This window comes from Paenarthrobacter sp. 10N417 (assembly GCF_056394745.1).
This window is the reverse complement of record NZ_JBFTIL010000005.1, coordinates 21,491-37,955: the sequence shown is the minus strand read 5'-3', so window position 1 is coordinate 37,955 and position 16,465 is coordinate 21,491. Positions and strand designations below refer to the sequence as shown.

Here is a 16,465-nt window from a genome sequence, read left to right as displayed (position 1 = left end):
AGGGGGAGCAAACATGAGCACTGCAAACAGGGATCTTTTCCAGGCGTTGAAGACGCAGGCAAGCTTGGCTCAGGCCTTTGGCACCTTGCCGAGCAGTAAGGAGGAGCCACACGCTCTCAGCCCGGGCGAATACATAGAGGCGTGGCACAACGGCCGCCTTTACCACCGGGGCACGGTGCTCAAGACAGTCGCAGGTACCGATCTGTTCTGGCTCCAGGATGCAGAAACCGGGAGCCGACGACTTCTGGACATGGAATCCATGGAAATCGTCGCTGCCGAGCAACCGGCTCCGACGCCCGTAACGCAGGCGCCGGAGCCGGCCCAGGGCGCTCCGTCAGAAGCGACGGTCACACCGATTTCGTTGTATCCGATCTTCCAGGACGGCTCGCAGGCAATCGCCTAGGATTCCAGCGACAACCGGATCATGCTCCAGCTCACGGCCGGAAGCGCGGCGGTGAGCCGGCCGCCGTCGAGCGTTACACTGACGTTCTCTGAAGGCAGGACGGACGTCGAATCATCCGCTGTCGCCTTCCAGTACGGATCCTTGTTCGTGTAAGTGACGGCCTCGATGACGCTGGCGGCCCCCAAACCCCCGACGGCGGCGTCGAGCGTGAGTGCGTCCGTCGCCGAACGGTTCACGGCGAAAACCACAACCTCCTTGGCTTCGGCGTCGTAGGTAGCCACGGCTGACAGCGAGCTGAAGCCGGCCGTCTTTTCGCTGTCCAGCTTCGGCGACTCGACGGCAAGGTTCAGCACAGTACCCGAGGCATGCTGGGACGTGAGCGCGAACGGGTGGAACGTGGTCTGCTTCCAGGAGCGGCCACCCGGCTCCGTCATGATCGGTGCAATGACGTTGACCAGCTGCGCGAGGCTGGCCGAGTGGACACGGTCCGTGTTGCGAAGCAGCGTGATGAGCAGGTCACCCACCACCACGGCGTCCGCCACCGTGTAGCGATCCTCGAGCAGAACCGGCGCAACAGGCCAGTCGTCGCCCGTGGGAGCCTTGGACTCGACGCGGGAACCGTGCCACACATTCCATTCATCGAAGGAAATGTTGATCTGCTTTTCCGATTTGGTCGCAGACTTCACATGATCGATGTGTGAAACGAGGTCCCGTATGAAGGCCTCCATCCGGTGCCCGGCAGACAGGTGCTGCTGAAGGTCCCCGAAGTCCTCGAAGTACTGGTGCGCGGAGATCAGGTCCACCAGCTCGTAGGTCTCGTTGAGGACAACGCGCTCCCACTCCCCGAATGTGGACATATTGGGGCTCGAGCTTCCGCAGGCCACCAACTCCAGGTCCGGGTTGACCATGCGCATTGCCCTGGCAGTTTCGGCCGCGAGGCGCGCATACTCGCCAGCCGTCTTGTGGCCGATCTGCCAGGGGCCGTCCATCTCATTCCCCAGGCACCACATAGTGATGTTGTGGGGCTCGACGGCACCATTCGCCTTGCGCTGTTCGGATAGCGCGGTGCCGCCTTTGATGTTGCAGTATTCCAGGATGTCCAGTGCTTCCTGCGTCCCACGGGTGCCCAGGTTGACCGCCATCATGGGCTCAACGCCTGCCTTCTCGGACCACTTCGCAAACTCGTCCACGCCCACCAGGTTTGGGTCGCTCGAGTGCCAGGCAAGGTCAAGCCTCGTTGGACGCTGATCCAGTGGGCCAACTCCGTCCTCCCAGCGGTAGCCGGAGACGAAGTTACCGCCGGGATAGCGGACCGTGGAGACGCCCAACTCCTTGGTGAGTTCCAGGACGTCGGTGCGGAACCCGTCCTCGTCGGCGTTGGGGTGTTCGGGTTCGAAGATGCCCGTGTAGACGCATCGGCCCAGGTGCTCGACGAAGGCGCCGAACGTCTTCCGCCTGACTGGACCGACGACAAATGCGGGATCGATGGTGATTTTGGCGGTGGGGGTCTCTTGAGTTCCCAAGGGGCGTCCTTGTCTGTTTGCTTTGTGGATGCGTCAATTTACAACGTTATAGAAACTATGTTGGTGGGAGCGGGGTGTGCGAGTCAAGAAGTTTTTCCGGGGAACACCGCTCAAAGGATAATTCACCCCTGCGCGCGGCGGTGATTTGTCCGTTGGCAGGGGTCCGGGCGCCTGTTCGCTTCGTTACTGCCCTTGTTCGCTGTCCTCTTGCCCGGCGTCGAAGACGACCCCCACCCGATCAGTGGCGCTGGTCAGTACTCAGCAGGACGCACGGAAGTTGCCGACGCCCTGAACAGGATCGCGAACCGAAAGGTCAGAACAACCTGCCATCGCTTGGTTCGGTGCTTGGCATTTGGGGTCCGACATGTAAAGAAAACGGCGTATTTTTTACATGTTCTGGCTACATGCAAAGAACTTTGCATGGCTTATCCACAGGCGTGAGTGTGGTATGGGGCGGCCCAGAATGGGAAGCAGAAGACGCTCTCCCCCGGGAACAAAACAGGCCGGAGACTCAACGTCTCCGGCCTGCAGAAAGGGTGGGCCCTGTGGGGATCGAACCCACGACCCACGGATTAAAAGTCCGATGCTCTACCAACTGAGCTAAAGGCCCCTCCAGCTGTTCAAACAGCCATGAATACTGTACCTCAACGTCAAGCCAGTCGAGGAACGCGCCCGGCCACGCGGCGTCGTCACCTCTTTTGAGCGAACAGCCGACGACGGCGCGCAGCGGCAGCGGCGTGTCGGCCCACTTACGGCGGCAAAGTAGGTGGGGAAGGCACGCGCCCAGCGCGCGAACACCCCAAGAAACCGTTACTCGACCCCATCAGGGCACAGGAGTACGGTGAACTCATGAGCGAACAGCCAGGACCACGTGCGTACGGCGGAGCGAACAGGCACCACAAGCCCAAGCCCTTCGCGCCCATCGATTTCGAACCGTTCGCTGGTGGGGCAGATCCCGCCCGCGTGTCTGAGGCTGCCCACCTGGCCGCCCAGGCGCTCGTAAAACGTGGCCGTGACAGCGACGACCCCAAGGTCACGCGCCGCTTGGTAAAGCTTGCGGATGAGCAAGGTCTCGAAGCCATCGCCGAGATGTGGGCCGAGAGCCCCGCCCGATCCCTTCCCGGCGCACTATGGCGGCTCTACGCCCTCCGCGCCGCCACCATCCAGAATCCCGAGCGCATCTCGGTGTACTTCAGGGCGGGCCGCGACACTGCGCAGGTATCCAACGTGGTTGCCGGGGCTGCGGAACCACCCGGAGCAGATGAAATGAAGACTATGGCGGACGCCATTTTGTCCGGCGCGTTCGACGGCGATTTCGACGTCGCACTGGAACGTTCTGCTGCATTCTGCCGGGTTGTCGCGCTCGGTCAGGCGACCTTGGCGGACGGCGCGGAGCACAGCAATGAAAGCCATGCCAGCAAGCTCACGCGCAATTCACACCAGCTGGTAAAGACGGCCGAGGACCTCGAACACGCCGCCAACGCATGGCGCCTGGGAGAGCTGGATTAGCTCCTAAAAACCCGGAATCTACCCACGTCCTGTCCGGCCTGTCAATGTTGACTTAGCCCCACCGACGTAGAACACTAAAACTGGTGCCGAACCGCGAAACCCCCGGGCTTCAACTTATAGCCGCTTCGAGCGGCCTACCGCCGAGAGGCGTATCCGGTTCGGCACCATTTTTATGCCCAAGCACGGGTCCGGGCTAGCCACCCCTGAGTGTGAGCCACGGCCACACCCGAAAACTTAGCGATGGCCGTCGTCGTACCGGTAAAGTTGGGGCCGAAGCGGGAAGCGTCAAGTCAAGCTACCCGCAGCCCATCCGTCCCCAGCCCGGAAGCGAAATGAAGCTGCGCCTTTTCCCCCAGGAACCTGCCGGGCTCGTACTGCTCGCGCAGATGGCCGGCGTCATTGTGGCCGCCACCGGAACGCTGTCCGAGATCCTTGGTGCGCAGGCCAGTCAGCACGAACGCCTGACTGAGGAACTTCACGAACACGAGTCGAAATCCCTGGACCTGCACTTTGCGCTCCTGACGCACATGCGCACCAGCTTCGTGAACCCGCTCCCCCGCGAGGACATGTACGCCCTGTCCCGCCACCTCAACGAGGCCATGGAGAAGCTCGACGCCGCAGGCGAGTTGGTTGCCCTCTACAAACTGGAGCGGCTGCCCAAGCGCGCGGCCGACCAACTGGAGATCATCAGCCGCCAAGCCGAGCTGACAGTTGACGCCATGCGGAAACTCGAGGACCTTGACGAACTTGAGGACTACTGGATTGAAATCCTCAGGCTGGCGAAACGTGCCGAGCGAACCCACCGCACATGGGTGGCCGAGATGCTGAAAGACATGAAATCCACGCAGTATGCGCGGCACCGGGACATCGCCAACCAGTTGGTGGAAGTCACCAAGGATATGCGGAAGATCGCCACGCAGGTAGGCAGCATCATCGTCAAGGAATCATGACGTGATCGTTGCATTCCTGATCCTCGTGGTGGGTTTGGCTTCAGGGTTCGCGTTCCTCAACGGCTTCCGTGACGTCTCGAATGCCGTAGCGCTATCCACGAGGACACGCGCCCTCACGCCATCCGTGGCAGTACTTCTGGCAGCTGTTTTCAACTTCATCGGCGCTATGCTCAGTGGCAGCTTCGTGCTCGCATTTACCCAGTCCTGGATCAGCTTGCCCAATGGCATTGGCGGGCTCTCGATGCTGACGTCTGCCCTCGCCGCGTCCATCATCTGGGGCGTGTACGCGTGGTGGCGGGGCATCCCTTTGTCATCCACCCACTCACTTGTGGGCGGGCTGATAGGCGCGGGGGCTGCGAGCGGGCTGGTGGGCGGGAACTCCATCAACGGCGTGGACAACGTCCTCCTGACCCAAGTGGCGTTGCCTTTGGTCCTGTCCCCTTTGATCGCTTTCGTGGCGGCATATCTGCTCGTGTGGCCAGTGACTTGGGCAGCACGCTATGCGCAGCCGAATGTCATCAACAGGCGTTTCCGCCGGGCGCAAGCTGTCTCTGCTGCTGCTGTGGCGTTTGGCCATGGACTCCAGGATGGGCAGCGCACCGCGGCCGTTCTCCTGCTGGCGCTGGTGGCGGCGGGATTGTCCAGTGGGGGCGAGTTGCCGCTCTGGATCCTCCTTCTGACGGCGATCATGCTGACAGCGGGCACCATGTTTGGTGGCTGGAGGATCTCACACACTTTGGGCCACAAGTTGATCCGCGTGGACCCTCTTCGAGGGTTCGTGGCGCAAACGGTGACGTCCGTGATGCTCTTCATTGGCGCCATCGGCCTGCAGCTGCCGCTGTCCACAACGCACACGCTGACCGCGTCCGTGCTGGGTGCGGGCACCCATCAACGCTTCGCCACCACGAACAGGCGGCTTGTGCGCAGGATTCTCCTGTTCTGGGTTGCTACGCCGCTCGTCACAGCCGCCATGGCTTTCGTCCTTGAGTTGGCGTTCTCGCCCCTGGCCAAAACTTAACGCCCGACGCCGGGGCTCACCTTCCCGGGGCGGGCTCAATCCCAGCGTCCTCCCCAAGTAGGTCGCAGCAGAGCGCGTTATGAAGGCTCAAAACGCGCTCTGCTGCGACCTACTTGGCTACAAAAAAGCGACGGCGGCCGTACCCCCAAGGCGACGGCCGCCGTCGTTCATTGCCGGCTCCCCCAAGAAAGCCGGAACCTGCAGACCCCTTATCCGAAGCGGCCGGAGACGTAGTCTTCTGTCGCCTTCTGGGCGGGGTTGTTGAAGATGCTGGTGGTGTCTGCGAACTCGATGAGCTTGCCGGGCTTGCCGGTGCCTGCGATGTTGAAGAACGCGGTCTTGTCCGACACACGGGCGGCCTGCTGCATGTTGTGGGTCACGATCACCACGGTGTACTGGTCCTTGAGCTCATTGATGAGGTCCTCGACGGCGAGCGTGGAGATGGGGTCCAGTGCTGAGCAAGGCTCGTCCATCAGGATCACCTGGGGTTCAACGGCGATTGCGCGTGCGATGCAGAGGCGCTGCTGCTGGCCGCCGGAAAGACCGGAACCGGGCTTGTCCAGACGGTCCTTGACCTCGTTCCAGAGGTTGGCACCAACCAGGGACTTCTCCACGAGGGCATCGGCTTCACCCCTGGAGATCTTCTTGTTGTTCAGCTTCACGCCGGCCAGAACATTGTCCCGGATGGACATGGTGGGGAACGGGTTGGGGCGCTGGAAGACCATGCCAACCTGGGTGCGAACGGTAACGGGGTCAACGCCGGGGTCGTAGAGGTTGTCGCCGTCCAGCAGGACCTCCCCCTCGACGCGTGCACCGGGAAGGACCTCGTGCATGCGGTTCAAAGTGCGGAGGAAGGTGGACTTGCCACAGCCGGACGGGCCGATGAAGGCCGTGACGGACTTGGCTTCAATGTTGATGTTGACGTCCTCAACAGCCAGGAAGCTGCCGTAGTAGACATTCAAGTCTTTGACGTCGATGCGCTTGGACATGGTGTTCCTTATTCCTTGGGGGTTTCTGGAAGTTTGAAGCGGCGCGCCTAAGAAGAGGCTACCGACCCGTCTTCGGTGCGAACAGACGGGCGATGAGGCGGGCTCCGAGGTTCAGGAGCATCACCAGGATGATCAGCACCAAAGCGGCGCCCCATGCCCGCTGGTCCGAGGGACCAGGGTTGGACGGCGACGTCGGGTTCAGGATCTGGGTGTAGATGAACGTGGGCAGCGAGGCCATCCAACCGCCAAACACGTTGTTGTTGATGGTGGTCGCGAAGCCTGCGGTGACCAGGATGGGAGCGGTCTCGCCGATAACCCGGGCGATCGCCAAGGTGACGCCGGACGCGATGCCGGAGATCGCCGTCGGGATGACCACTTTGGTGATGGTGCGCCATTTACGCACCCCGAGCGCGTAGGACGCTTCACGGAGTTCGTTCGGGACGATCTTGAGCATTTCCTCGCTGGAGCGGACCACCACAGGAATCATCAGGACGGAAAGCGCGACGGCGGCTACCGCACCAGTCTTGGTGCCCGGGCCAACAACCGCGAAGAAGAACGCTGCCGCGAAGAGGCCGGCCACGATGGAGGGGATGCCGGTCATGACATCCACGAAGAACGTGATGGCACGGGCCAAGGGACGGTCGTTGCCGTATTCCACCAAGTAGATTGCGGTGAGCAGACCCACTGGCACAGAGATGACTGTGGCCAGGAGCGTGATCTGGAGAGTGCCCAACAGCGCGTGGTAAATGCCGCCGAGAACCTTGCCGCCTTCCTCCGCTGCCTTGTTGTCGAAGGCACCGGTGACGCCGTTCATGGACGTACCAAGGAATCCGGGGGTTACCAGGCCGGGAATGCCGTTGACCAGCACGGTCCAGATGACGGAGATCAGCGGCAGGAGGGCAATCAGGAAGGCCCCGACGATCAAGCACGTGGCCAGCTTGTCCTTGGCCTTTCGGGCACCTTCAACGGCGGCGCTCCAGGTGACCAAGCCAATGGTGAACAGGATCGCGGAGACCAGGCCCCAACCGAAGGCGTTGAAACCGATAAGGGCCAGAATGGCTGCGCCCACGATCAGGGCGACGGCCAGGACGATGTAAGGAGCGAACTTGGGCAGTTGGCCCTTGGTGAGCGCCGAGCGCTTACGGACTACGGTGGCGGTCATTTAGTTGGCTCCCGAGAATTCTTTGTGCTTGGTGATGATCCAGCGGGCAATCATGTTCACGCCAAGGGTGATAACGAACAAGACCAGGCCTGCGGCGATCAACGTATTGACCTTGAGCCCGCTGGCTTCCGGGAAGTTCAGCGCGATTTCGGCGGCGATGGTCTGGTTGCCGGACTGGATGAGGCTTGCAGTCAAGACTCCGGAGGACAGCACCAGGGCAACTGCCATGGTCTCGCCAAGCGCACGGCCCAGGCCAAGCATGATGGCGCTTACGATGCCCGGACGGCCAAACGGAAGAACGGCCATACGGATCATTTCCCAGCGGGTGGCTCCCAATGCGAGCGCTGCTTCCTCGTGCAGCTTGGGGGTCTGCAGGAAGATTTCACGGGACAGCGAGGTAATGATGGGCAGGACCATGACGGACAGGACGATGCCGGCGGTCAGGATGGTCTTGCCGGTGGCGGATGCCGGGCCCTGGAAGATCGGGATCCAGCCCAGGTTGTTGGCGAGCCAGTCGTAGGCCGGGGAGATTTCCTTGGCCAGGAACGCCGCGCCCCAGGCACCGTAGACAACGGAGGGGATGGCGGCCAGCAGGTCCACAACGTAGCCAAGCCCCGAAGCCAACCGGCGCGGGGCGTAGTGCGAGATGAACAGGGCTACCCCGATTGCCACGGGGGTTGCGATGACGAGCGCGATCACGGCGGCGATGAGCGTACCCACCACGATCGGGCCGATGTAGGCGAAGAAGCCGTTGCCGCCCTGGATGTCAGCGGGCGGTGCGACGAGCGCAGGAATTGCCTGCACCACAAGGAACAGGGCGACTCCGAAGAGAACCGCGAGAATCAGGCACCCTGCGGCCATGGCGGCCCCGGAGAAAACCTTGTCCCCGGCGCGTCCTGCGCCTTGGGAGGTTGTCAGGGAGTTGGTGGTCACTTCACGATCCTTCAGTCTGGAGTGAACTGGTCTTACATGGCTAAGTTCCCAATCCCGCGCGAACGGCTTCAGCCACTCCGCGCGGGACAGGGAACTTCAGTGTTTAGCCGGGTTCAGTCAAACCCGCCGGAAACCTTAGGCCTTGGCCTTGATGGTTTCGATGGCGGCCTTGGCCTTGTCCTGCAGCGACTTGGAAAGCGGTGCGGACTTGGCAGCGTCAGCGGCGGTCTTCTGGCCTTCGTCGGAAACTACGTAGCTTTCGAAGGCCTTGACCAGGTCAGCGACTGCCTTGGTCTCGTAGGTGGTGCAAACGACGTGGTAAGAAACGAGCACCACAGGGTAGGCGCCGGAGACAGTGGTCTTGCGGTCCAGCTTGATGGCGACGTCGTTGGTAGCGCGGCCTTCAACGGGCTTGCCGGCTTCGACGGCCTTGGAAGCGGCGTCAGCGGAGATCTTGACGAATTCCTCGCCCACCTTGATGGAGGCGGTGCCCAGCTTGCCGGAAACAGCGGAGTCATCGGCGTAGGTCACGGCACCCGGGGTGTCGGTGACGGTCTTGACGACGCCGGAGGTGCCCTTGGCGTTCTCGCCCTTCAGGGTTGCCGGCCAGATGCCTGCAGCCTTGTCCGTCCAGACCTCGGGAGCAGCAGCTGCGAGGTAGTCGGTGAAGTTGGTGGTGGTTCCGGAATCGTCAGAGCGGTTCACGGGGGTGACCTTGAGGTCCGGCAGGGTAACGCCGGCGTTCAGGGCCGCGATTGCGGGGTCGTTCCAGTTAGCGATTTCACCGCGGAAGATTTTGGCGACCGTAGCGGCGTCGAGCTTCAGGTCCATGACGCCGGGGACGTTGAAGGCGACGGCGATCGGGGAGGTGTACACCGGGATGTTGATTGCGCCTTCAGGGCCGCACTTGGCCTTGGAACTCGCGAGCTCCTCGTCCTTCAGGTATGCGTCCGAGCCGGCGAACTGTGCCGAGCCATCGATGATGGCCTTGCGGCCTGCTCCGGAACCATCCGGGGAGTACTGCACGGTTGCGCCCTGGTTTGCGGCGGCGAAGCCAGACTTCCAGGCGTCCATTGCTGCGCCCTGCGCAGATGAGCCAACGCCGGTGAGTGTGCCGGTCACCTTCATGCCGGCTGCCGACTGAGTGCTGGCCGGGGTGTTCGTTGCGTTGTCTGAACCGCAAGCAGTGAGCGCGAGTGCGCCGGCTGCGATGACCGCGATTGCCGCGTTGCGGCCGAAGTGAGTTGCCTTCACTTGGATGTGCCCCTTCCAGGGATTCTTCGATGCGGGCCGACGGAGATTTCGGCGTGCGCGAGCTGAGGACCTTTTGTTCCTTTACTGAAGGTATGGAGCGCAGGTAACGGGATCTGACGTGGAAGGTGAACGCAAAGTGAACGACGGCGGACCATTGGGTTATGTGGCGCGCGCCACCTTGAGTGGGGCCCTGCTTAGCGTCCGGCACGTCATGGTTGCCGTGGTTCGGCAAATAGACTGGAGGACATGGCTGCCGCGAAGGGATTTTCTGCAAGCAAGAGGTTCCTGCGTGGCAGAGTCCGGACGGGCTTGGTCCGTAGCCGAAACTCCCTGACTCCGGCCGTTCAAATGACCGTGTGTGCCGTGGGTGCCTACGCTTTCGCGGAATATGTCCTGGGCCACCAAGGGCCATTGTTTGCGGCCACGTCTTCGTTGATAGCGCTCGGCTTCTCCCGTGATCCCCGCCTGCGTCGTGTTATTGAGGTTGGTCTTGGCTGCACGCTCGGCATCGTGGTGGGTGACCTCCTGCTCCACTGGCTGGGCGCTGGAATCCTGCAGGCCGCCGTCGTGCTTCTTTTCTCTATCCTGCTGGCAAGGTTCCTGGACAGCGGGACCATTTTCACCACCCAACTGGGGCTCCAGTCGCTGCTGGTGGTGCTGCTGCCGGCGCCGGCCGGCGGGCCGTTCACGCGAAGCCTGGATGCAGTGGTTGGCGGCGTGTTCGCTTTGCTTGTGACCATTTTGGTGCCGAAGGATCCACGACGTGAGCCGCGGAAGGATGTCCAGAAGATCCTTCACGAACTCGCCGAGGTGCTGCGCGAGTGTGCCAAGGCCATGGTCGAAAGCGACTCCACCATCGCTTGGCACGCGCTGATTCGCGGCCGTAACTGCCAACCACTGGTGGACCGGATGCGGCAGACGCTGCGGGCCTCGGGCGAGGTCGCGACTCTGGCTCCCGCCCATCGCAGGCACCGCGACGAGCTAGCCAGCCTGGAGCATTCGTTGGAATACATCGATCTTGCACTCCGCAACAGCCGCGTTTTTGCCCGCAGGCTCACCAGCGCGATCAACCATGCCGCGTTATCCGACGAAGCCATTGAAAGCATCTCCGAGGTCCTGCAGGAAACTGCGGCCGCGATCGATGAACTGACCATTGGCCTGGCGGAGCAGAGCGAGGGAACCCGTCGTGTCCATCTGCGTCACGCCCGCAATGAGCTGACCGACGTAGCCTCGCGTCTGCACCCCAAAATGCTCGACGTCCAGAAGCTTGAGGGCGAAACGGTGGTGATGCTGTTCCGGCCGCTCATGGTGGACCTTTTGGAGGCGAGCGGACTGGAATCGGATGAGGCCCGGGACGTGCTGCCGGCTCTGTAGGGTCCGCGAGGCTAATACTGTCAGTCCCCCCGACTAACCTTGAACCCATGGCTTCCAAGACCTCCCGTGCATCCAAGACACCCGCTTACAAATGCGCCGAATGCGGGTGGACGGCCATCAAGTGGGTGGGCCGCTGCGGTGAGTGCCAGGCATGGGGAACCGTTGAAGAGTATGGCGCCACGGTTGCGCGTACGACGGCGGCCGCTACCGTTTTGGAGCCCGCCCGCCGTATCGCTGAGGTAGATGGGACAACAGCGGCATTCCTGCCCACTGGTGTGGACGAGCTGGACCGCGTCCTTGGAGGGGGGCTCGTCCCCGGTGCCGTCATACTGCTGGCTGGGGAACCCGGCGTCGGGAAGTCCACGCTGCTGCTGGACGTTGCCGCGAAGTTTGCCCGCACCGGGCAGGACGTCCTGTACATCACGGGCGAGGAATCCGCAGCCCAGGTGAAGCTGCGCGCGGAGCGGATCGATGCTGTCGCGCATACGTTGTATCTGTCCGCCGAGACCGATCTTGGACAGGCGCTGGGCCAGGTGGAGAAGCTTGAGCCGAAGCTGCTGATCGTGGACTCTGTGCAGACGCTCAGCAGTGCCGACGTCGAGGGCAGCGCGGGTGGAGTCTCCCAGGTGCGGGAAGTATCTGCATCAATCATCTCCGCGGCCAAACGGCGGAACATGACCACGTTACTGGTGGGCCACGTAACCAAAGAAGGAACGATTGCAGGGCCGCGCTTGCTGGAACACCTGGTGGACGTCGTATGCCAGTTCGAAGGCGAGCGACATTCCCGTCTGCGGCTGCTCCGGGCTGTGAAAAACCGCTACGGGGCTACCGACGACGTCGGATGCTTTGATCTCAATGAGGCCGGCATCGAAGGGTTGGCCGATCCCAGCGGGCTGTTCGTTTCGCGGACCCGTGAACCTGTCTCAGGCACCTGCATCACGGTGACCATGGAGGGCCGTCGCCCGTTGCTCGCAGAGGTCCAGTCGCTGCTCGCCGAGAGTGCCAATGCCCAACCCCGGCGGGCTACCAGCGGGCTGGAGAGCTCCAGAGTTGCCATGTTGCTCGCAGTGCTTCAGCAGCGCGCCGGATGCATGCTGCACAAGGACGATTCCTACGTGGCCACTGTTGGCGGTGTAAAGCTGACGGAACCGGCCACCGACCTCGCCGTGGCGTTGGCCGTCGCGTCAGCCAAATCCCGCAAGGCACTCCCCCAACGGCTCATTGCCTTCGGTGAAGTTGGGCTGGCAGGCGAGGTCCGGCCTGTGCCCGGAATCAACCAGCGCATCCAGGAAGCCCACCGCCTCGGTTTCACGCACGCCATTGTTCCTGCCAGCCCGGCGGGTGCCGGCGTTATCCCGGAGGGTTTCTCTGTGCGGGAAGTGGGGCATCTGGCCGAGGCGTTGGAGCTGCTGATCACGTAGCGCACAAAGGCCGTCCTCGCGGGGTGTCGGGGCATCGCCGGGCTGCGTTTCGGCAAGGATTGGGCCATGACCAAAAGAACTGTGCTTATTGGGGGACGCTTTTTCTTTGGCCTTTTGACCTTGGTGGCGGTGGGAACGCAGCTGACGGTTCATTTGGGCATGGGCTATGACGTCTGGAACTTCTTCAGCTACTTCACCAACCTCTCCAACATCTTCGCGGCACTGGTGCTGCTCATCAGCGGCTACAGGGTCCTCATCCGCAAACAACCCAGCGAGATCGACGACGCCACCCGCGGCACGGCGACCATCGCCATGGCCGTGGTTGGACTGGTATTCGGAGCTTTGCTTGCCGGCGAGGACCTGGGCTCACTTCTTCCGTGGGTCAACTTCGTGGTCCACTACCTGATCCCTGTGGTCATGGTGGTGGATTGGCTCTTCCAGCCGCCACGGGCAACGCTGACCACCCGCCACATCTGGTACTGGCTGCTTTATCCCATCGGTTACCTCGTCTACAGCCTGATCCGGGGTGCCTTGGTGAACTGGTACCCGTACTGGTTCATCGACCCCAACAGGGCAGGAGGGTGGGGTGGCGTAGTTGTCTTTGCCCTTGCGATTTCCGCTGGCTTCCTTTTGGTGAGCCTGGCGATGCTGTGGCTCGGTAATAAGTTGAAGCGGCAGGTGGATTACTAGAATATCTACACCAATTTGTTATATCGGCCCATGTCAACCACGCAAAAGCCCCAAACAGGCGTTGCCAAGAACGCCCGAAAAGGCACCTTCCGGCCGTCTCCGCACATAACGAAATGACCCACTTTGGGGCTTGCTGGTGCGGTTAACGGTGCCCGGAAGCCATATCATGGTGCTAGTCGTCATCAGGGCATTTTTCGAAGCGCCCGCGGATGTCGGATTCAGCTTGTCTGTGAGCCATGGCTTGCACCTTCGAAGGGAAACCCTATGGCCCGGAGCCCGGAAGAGTCGCTCAAGGCGACTCTGGCCAGAGTCGCACCCGGAACTCCCTTGCGGGACGGCTTGGAGCGCATCCTCCGTGGACGCACCGGCGCCTTGATTGTGCTGGGCTATGACCGCACCATCGACTCCATCTGTTCGGGCGGATTCGATATCGGAATCGACTTCTCGCCCACGCGCCTGCGTGAACTGGCCAAGATGGACGGCGCCATCATCTGCGACAAGGACGCCAGCAACATAGTCCGTGCCGCAGTGCAGCTCGTTCCGGATTCCAGCATTGAAACGCAGGAGTCGGGAACCCGGCACCGCACCGCGGAGCGGGTCGCCATCCAGACGGGCGTTCCCGTCATCTCTGTCAGCCAGTCGATGCAGATCATCGCGCTGTACGTGAACGGCCTGCGCCACGTCCTGGAGGGTTCTGAGAAAGTCCTGGCCCGCGCCAACCAGGCCCTCGCAACGCTGGAGCGGTACAGCGCCAGGCTGGACCAGGTCACCAGCTCCCTTTCAGCCCTTGAGATTGAAGCGCTGGTCACCGTCAGGGATGTGGCTGTCACCTTGCAACGCCAGGAGATGGTCCGCCGCATCTCCGAGGAGATCGCACAATACGTCCTGGAGCTCGGCGAGGATGGCCGCTTGCTATCACTGCAAGTGGAGGAACTGACCATGGGCCGCGGCCCGGGCAGCGACGTCATCATCCGCGACTACTCGGACCCGGACGCCACACCGGAGGACATCGAAGAAGCCGTCCAGGCCCTCCTCAACCTCGGCCCCACGGAACTGATCGACCTCAGCCGCATCGCCCACATCATCGGCTTCGCCGGCGGTGTGGAACAGTTGGACGCAGTGGTCCAGCCGCGCGGCTACCGCCTCCTGTCCGGTCTCAAGTCCGTCCCGAAAGCCGTCGCCGATCGCTTGGTGGACTACTTCGGCGGTTTGCAGAACCTCATGGCAGCCACCATCGATGACCTCATGACTGTGGACGGCATCGGCGACCAGCGCGCACGCACCGTCCGTGAAGGTTTGAGCCGCATGGCCGAAGCAAGCTTGCTGGACAGGTTCCTCTAAAGCCGTGCGCCGCCGTCGGACACTTATCAAATCACTGTCCGCCGAAGGTTAGTTCAACTGGAAGACGGCCTTGGTACTGGACTTGTTCCCCAAGCGGGCCTCGAACGTGTAGTAGGCGCCCCCGGCGCCGGGTTTTGCGTTGATCGCGGCGCAGCCTTCAAGAGTCCGGTTGCGTTGCCAGGGGAAATTGGCGGTCTCGCTCTTGCCGGGCTGGATGGTCTTGACCAGGTCTTCACTTCCGGCCTGACAATCCTTGGAGGAAAAGATCCGGTCCGAGCCGCTCATCACCACGTACTCCATTTGCGATGTGCCCACGTTGACGTCACACGGCGTCGTCCCGCCGTTGGTAATGGTCATGGTGAGCAGTGGCATTTCCTCAGTCCCGTAGGCTGGCTTGTCCGTAGCAGCAGCCACTGTTACCAAGCTCAGGTCGCATACAGGTGTGGGCGTTGCGGACGGGGAGGCAGTGCCTGCTGTGGGCGCGTTCCCTTGAGTAGGCACCTGCGAAGGTTGCGCCGGGGTGACCGCCTCGGGCTCGGACTTACTTGCAAGCGCACCACTGATTGCCACGACGCCAGCCACCACAAGGGCGATGACCAGCAGCAGCGCACCGAAGACAAACTGCCGACGACGGCGGTAAACGGCGGCGCTTGGACGTCGTTTCTGCGCTGGGGAGCCAGGGCGGCCGGGACCGCCTGAATTACGGGCAGAACCCTTCGCCGGCGCTGATGTGCGCGCGGAAGACTGGTTCCTACCCTGATTGGCCATGTTTCTAGGCTAGGCGGGCCCACTCCGCAGCACGCCACCACCACGCCGCCGGACGCCAAACCCGCCCTGTGTGACGTGCACCGCAGAAGCGTCGTGGTCCTGGTTTCCACTACAGTAGAGGGCAGAATTCCGGCGCTCCGACGCCAGCCTAAACTTCAACAGTCCGGGAGATCTGACGCATGACACTTCCCGGTTCCGACCAACTCGCCGGACTCCATCAGTCCTTGGACCAGTGGTTCGCCGAGACCGCCAGGGACCTTCCGTGGCGCGAGCCTGATTGCAGCCCTTGGGGCATTCTGGTCAGCGAAGTCATGCTCCAACAAACCCCTGTGGTCCGCGTTCTCCCCGTTTGGCGTGACTGGATGGAACGCTGGCCAACCCCCGGACACCTTGCCGATGAGCCTGCCGGGGCGGCTGTTCGTCACTGGGGCCGGCTCGGTTATCCCCGCAGGGCCCTGCGACTACATGCAGCCGCCGTCGCCATCCGCGACGAGCACAATGGAGACATTCCGGACAACTATCCCGAGCTCCTGACCCTGCCGGGCGTCGGCAATTATACGGCTGCCGCCGTCGCCGCCTTTGCTTTTGGTCGCCGCGAAACAGTGGTGGACACCAACATCCGTCGCGTCCATGCGCGCCTCATCTCCGGGCACGCCCTGCCCGCTCCGGCGCTCACCGCGGCCGAGATGCGCTTGGCCGACACTCTGCTGCCCGAAGAACGGCCGCTGTCCGTGCGCTGGAACGCCTCCGTCATGGAACTGGGTGCCGTGGTGTGCACGGCCCGGAGCCCCAAGTGCACCGACTGTCCCGTGCGCTCAAGCTGCGCCTGGCTCGCGGCAGGTGAGCCGCCGCCGTCGTACACGCCAAAGGGCCAATCCTGGCATGGCACGGACCGGCAAGTCCGGGGAGCCGTGATGGCCGTCCTCCGCGAAGCTGCAATCCCGATTCCGCGCGAGATGTTCGAACAGGCGCCGGCGGACCTCGGGTTCGCGCCGTCGGGCGTCGGGATTCCGCTGGCAGCACTTCACAGGCTCAACTCAGCGCCCGAGCAACTGGAACGGGCCCTCGACGGCCTGGTCAGTGATGGGTTGGCGGAAATCCACGACGGCGGTTTGCGGCTTCCGGCCTAA

Annotated in this window: 15 protein-coding genes and 1 tRNA gene; 9 read left to right on the top strand and 7 right to left on the bottom strand. The window is 62.6% G+C overall.

All coding sequences use genetic code 11. The annotated features are described in order from the left end of the window. Positions 1-13: 13 nt before the first annotated feature. Complete coding sequence (locus AC1DCM_RS07630; protein WP_442016251.1) at positions 14-403, top strand: hypothetical protein; 390 nt, start codon at positions 14-16, stop codon at positions 401-403. On the opposite strand, the gene arfA is transcribed toward AC1DCM_RS07630, so the two are convergent. Both arfA and AC1DCM_RS07620 read right to left on the bottom strand, forming a co-directional pair. Further along, positions 400-1,926, bottom strand: coding sequence for an arabinosylfuranosidase ArfA (arfA, locus tag AC1DCM_RS07625; RefSeq protein ID WP_442016250.1), 1,527 nt, complete (start codon positions 1,924-1,926; stop codon positions 400-402). The two genes, AC1DCM_RS07630 and arfA, sit on opposite strands and share 4 nt — an antisense overlap. A gap of 537 nt (positions 1,927-2,463) precedes the next feature. Further along, positions 2,464-2,536 (bottom strand) — tRNA-Lys (locus tag AC1DCM_RS07620). Positions 2,537-2,775: 239 nt separating this feature from the next. Here AC1DCM_RS07620 and AC1DCM_RS07615 point away from each other — a divergent pair. The 3 genes from AC1DCM_RS07615 to AC1DCM_RS07605 all read left to right on the top strand — a co-directional run bounded on the left by AC1DCM_RS07615 (position 2,776) and on the right by AC1DCM_RS07605 (position 5,403). Continuing rightward, on the top strand, positions 2,776-3,435 hold the full coding sequence (locus AC1DCM_RS07615; RefSeq protein WP_431117486.1) for a hypothetical protein: 660 nt from the start codon (positions 2,776-2,778) through the stop codon (positions 3,433-3,435). Between the two features lie 332 nt (positions 3,436-3,767). Next, positions 3,768-4,385, top strand: a complete 618-nt coding sequence (locus tag AC1DCM_RS07610; protein WP_442006601.1) for a DUF47 domain-containing protein — start codon at positions 3,768-3,770, stop codon at positions 4,383-4,385. Position 4,386: 1 nt separating this feature from the next. Further along, on the top strand, positions 4,387-5,403 hold the full coding sequence (locus tag AC1DCM_RS07605; RefSeq protein ID WP_442006602.1) for an inorganic phosphate transporter: 1,017 nt from the start codon (positions 4,387-4,389) through the stop codon (positions 5,401-5,403). A 209-nt stretch (positions 5,404-5,612) separates the two neighbouring features. Here the strand turns inward: AC1DCM_RS07605 and pstB are convergent, their stop codons facing one another. From pstB to pstS, 4 genes are all read right to left on the bottom strand, one after another. Continuing rightward, complete coding sequence (pstB, locus tag AC1DCM_RS07600) at positions 5,613-6,392, bottom strand: phosphate ABC transporter ATP-binding protein PstB (RefSeq protein ID WP_477517848.1); 780 nt, start codon at positions 6,390-6,392, stop codon at positions 5,613-5,615. 58 nt (positions 6,393-6,450) lie between these two features. Beyond that, the gene (gene pstA / locus AC1DCM_RS07595; protein ID WP_442006603.1) at positions 6,451-7,554 is read right to left on the bottom strand and encodes a phosphate ABC transporter permease PstA; all 1,104 of its coding nucleotides are present in this window, start codon (positions 7,552-7,554) and stop codon (positions 6,451-6,453) included. Further along, positions 7,555-8,487 carry a phosphate ABC transporter permease subunit PstC gene (gene pstC / locus AC1DCM_RS07590; RefSeq protein ID WP_477517847.1) on the bottom strand — a complete coding sequence of 311 codons (933 nt, stop codon included), beginning with the start codon at positions 8,485-8,487 and terminating at the stop codon, positions 7,555-7,557. Between the two features lie 135 nt (positions 8,488-8,622). After that, positions 8,623-9,741 carry a phosphate ABC transporter substrate-binding protein PstS gene (gene pstS, locus AC1DCM_RS07585; protein ID WP_442006605.1) on the bottom strand — a complete coding sequence of 373 codons (1,119 nt, stop codon included), beginning with the start codon at positions 9,739-9,741 and terminating at the stop codon, positions 8,623-8,625. A 246-nt stretch (positions 9,742-9,987) separates the two neighbouring features. On the opposite strand from pstS, the gene AC1DCM_RS07580 reads away from it, so the two are divergent. From AC1DCM_RS07580 to disA, 4 genes are all read left to right on the top strand, one after another. Then, positions 9,988-11,115 (top strand): FUSC family protein, encoded by a 1,128-nt coding sequence (locus AC1DCM_RS07580; RefSeq protein WP_477517846.1) that lies wholly within the window; start codon positions 9,988-9,990, stop codon positions 11,113-11,115. 47 nt (positions 11,116-11,162) lie between these two features. After that, positions 11,163-12,536: a DNA repair protein RadA gene (radA, locus tag AC1DCM_RS07575; protein WP_477517845.1), complete on the top strand. Its 1,374-nt coding sequence runs from the start codon at positions 11,163-11,165 to the stop codon at positions 12,534-12,536. Positions 12,537-12,602: 66 nt separating this feature from the next. Then, positions 12,603-13,226, top strand: a complete 624-nt coding sequence (locus AC1DCM_RS07570; protein WP_477517844.1) for a Pr6Pr family membrane protein — start codon at positions 12,603-12,605, stop codon at positions 13,224-13,226. Between the two features lie 264 nt (positions 13,227-13,490). Next, positions 13,491-14,567 carry a DNA integrity scanning diadenylate cyclase DisA gene (gene disA, locus AC1DCM_RS07565; RefSeq protein ID WP_477517843.1) on the top strand — a complete coding sequence of 359 codons (1,077 nt, stop codon included), beginning with the start codon at positions 13,491-13,493 and terminating at the stop codon, positions 14,565-14,567. Positions 14,568-14,615: 48 nt separating this feature from the next. Here disA and AC1DCM_RS07560 read toward each other — a convergent pair whose 3' ends face one another. Beyond that, positions 14,616-15,335, bottom strand: a complete 720-nt coding sequence (locus AC1DCM_RS07560) for a hypothetical protein (RefSeq protein WP_477517842.1) — start codon at positions 15,333-15,335, stop codon at positions 14,616-14,618. Positions 15,336-15,514: 179 nt separating this feature from the next. On the opposite strand from AC1DCM_RS07560, the gene AC1DCM_RS07555 reads away from it, so the two are divergent. Then, positions 15,515-16,465, top strand: coding sequence for an HhH-GPD family protein (locus tag AC1DCM_RS07555; protein ID WP_477517841.1), 951 nt, complete (start codon positions 15,515-15,517; stop codon positions 16,463-16,465).

What these genes read in the sequence shown, in the direction of transcription:
- AC1DCM_RS07630 (WP_442016251.1), top strand. Translation starts at nt 14, where the DNA reads ATGAGCACTGCAAACAGGGATCTTTTCCAGGCGTTGAAGACGCAGGCA.
- AC1DCM_RS07615 (WP_431117486.1), top strand. Translation starts at nt 2,776, where the DNA reads ATGAGCGAACAGCCAGGACCACGTGCGTACGGCGGAGCGAACAGGCAC.
- AC1DCM_RS07610 (WP_442006601.1), top strand. Translation starts at nt 3,768, where the DNA reads ATGAAGCTGCGCCTTTTCCCCCAGGAACCTGCCGGGCTCGTACTGCTC.
- pstB (WP_477517848.1), bottom strand. Translation starts at nt 6,392, where the DNA reads ATGTCCAAGCGCATCGACGTCAAAGACTTGAATGTCTACTACGGCAGC.
- pstA (WP_442006603.1), bottom strand. Translation starts at nt 7,554, where the DNA reads ATGACCGCCACCGTAGTCCGTAAGCGCTCGGCGCTCACCAAGGGCCAA.
- AC1DCM_RS07580 (WP_477517846.1), top strand. Translation starts at nt 9,988, where the DNA reads ATGGCTGCCGCGAAGGGATTTTCTGCAAGCAAGAGGTTCCTGCGTGGC.
- radA (WP_477517845.1), top strand. Translation starts at nt 11,163, where the DNA reads ATGGCTTCCAAGACCTCCCGTGCATCCAAGACACCCGCTTACAAATGC.
- AC1DCM_RS07570 (WP_477517844.1), top strand. Translation starts at nt 12,603, where the DNA reads ATGACCAAAAGAACTGTGCTTATTGGGGGACGCTTTTTCTTTGGCCTT.
- disA (WP_477517843.1), top strand. Translation starts at nt 13,491, where the DNA reads ATGGCCCGGAGCCCGGAAGAGTCGCTCAAGGCGACTCTGGCCAGAGTC.
- AC1DCM_RS07560 (WP_477517842.1), bottom strand. Translation starts at nt 15,335, where the DNA reads ATGGCCAATCAGGGTAGGAACCAGTCTTCCGCGCGCACATCAGCGCCG.
- AC1DCM_RS07555 (WP_477517841.1), top strand. Translation starts at nt 15,515, where the DNA reads ATGACACTTCCCGGTTCCGACCAACTCGCCGGACTCCATCAGTCCTTG.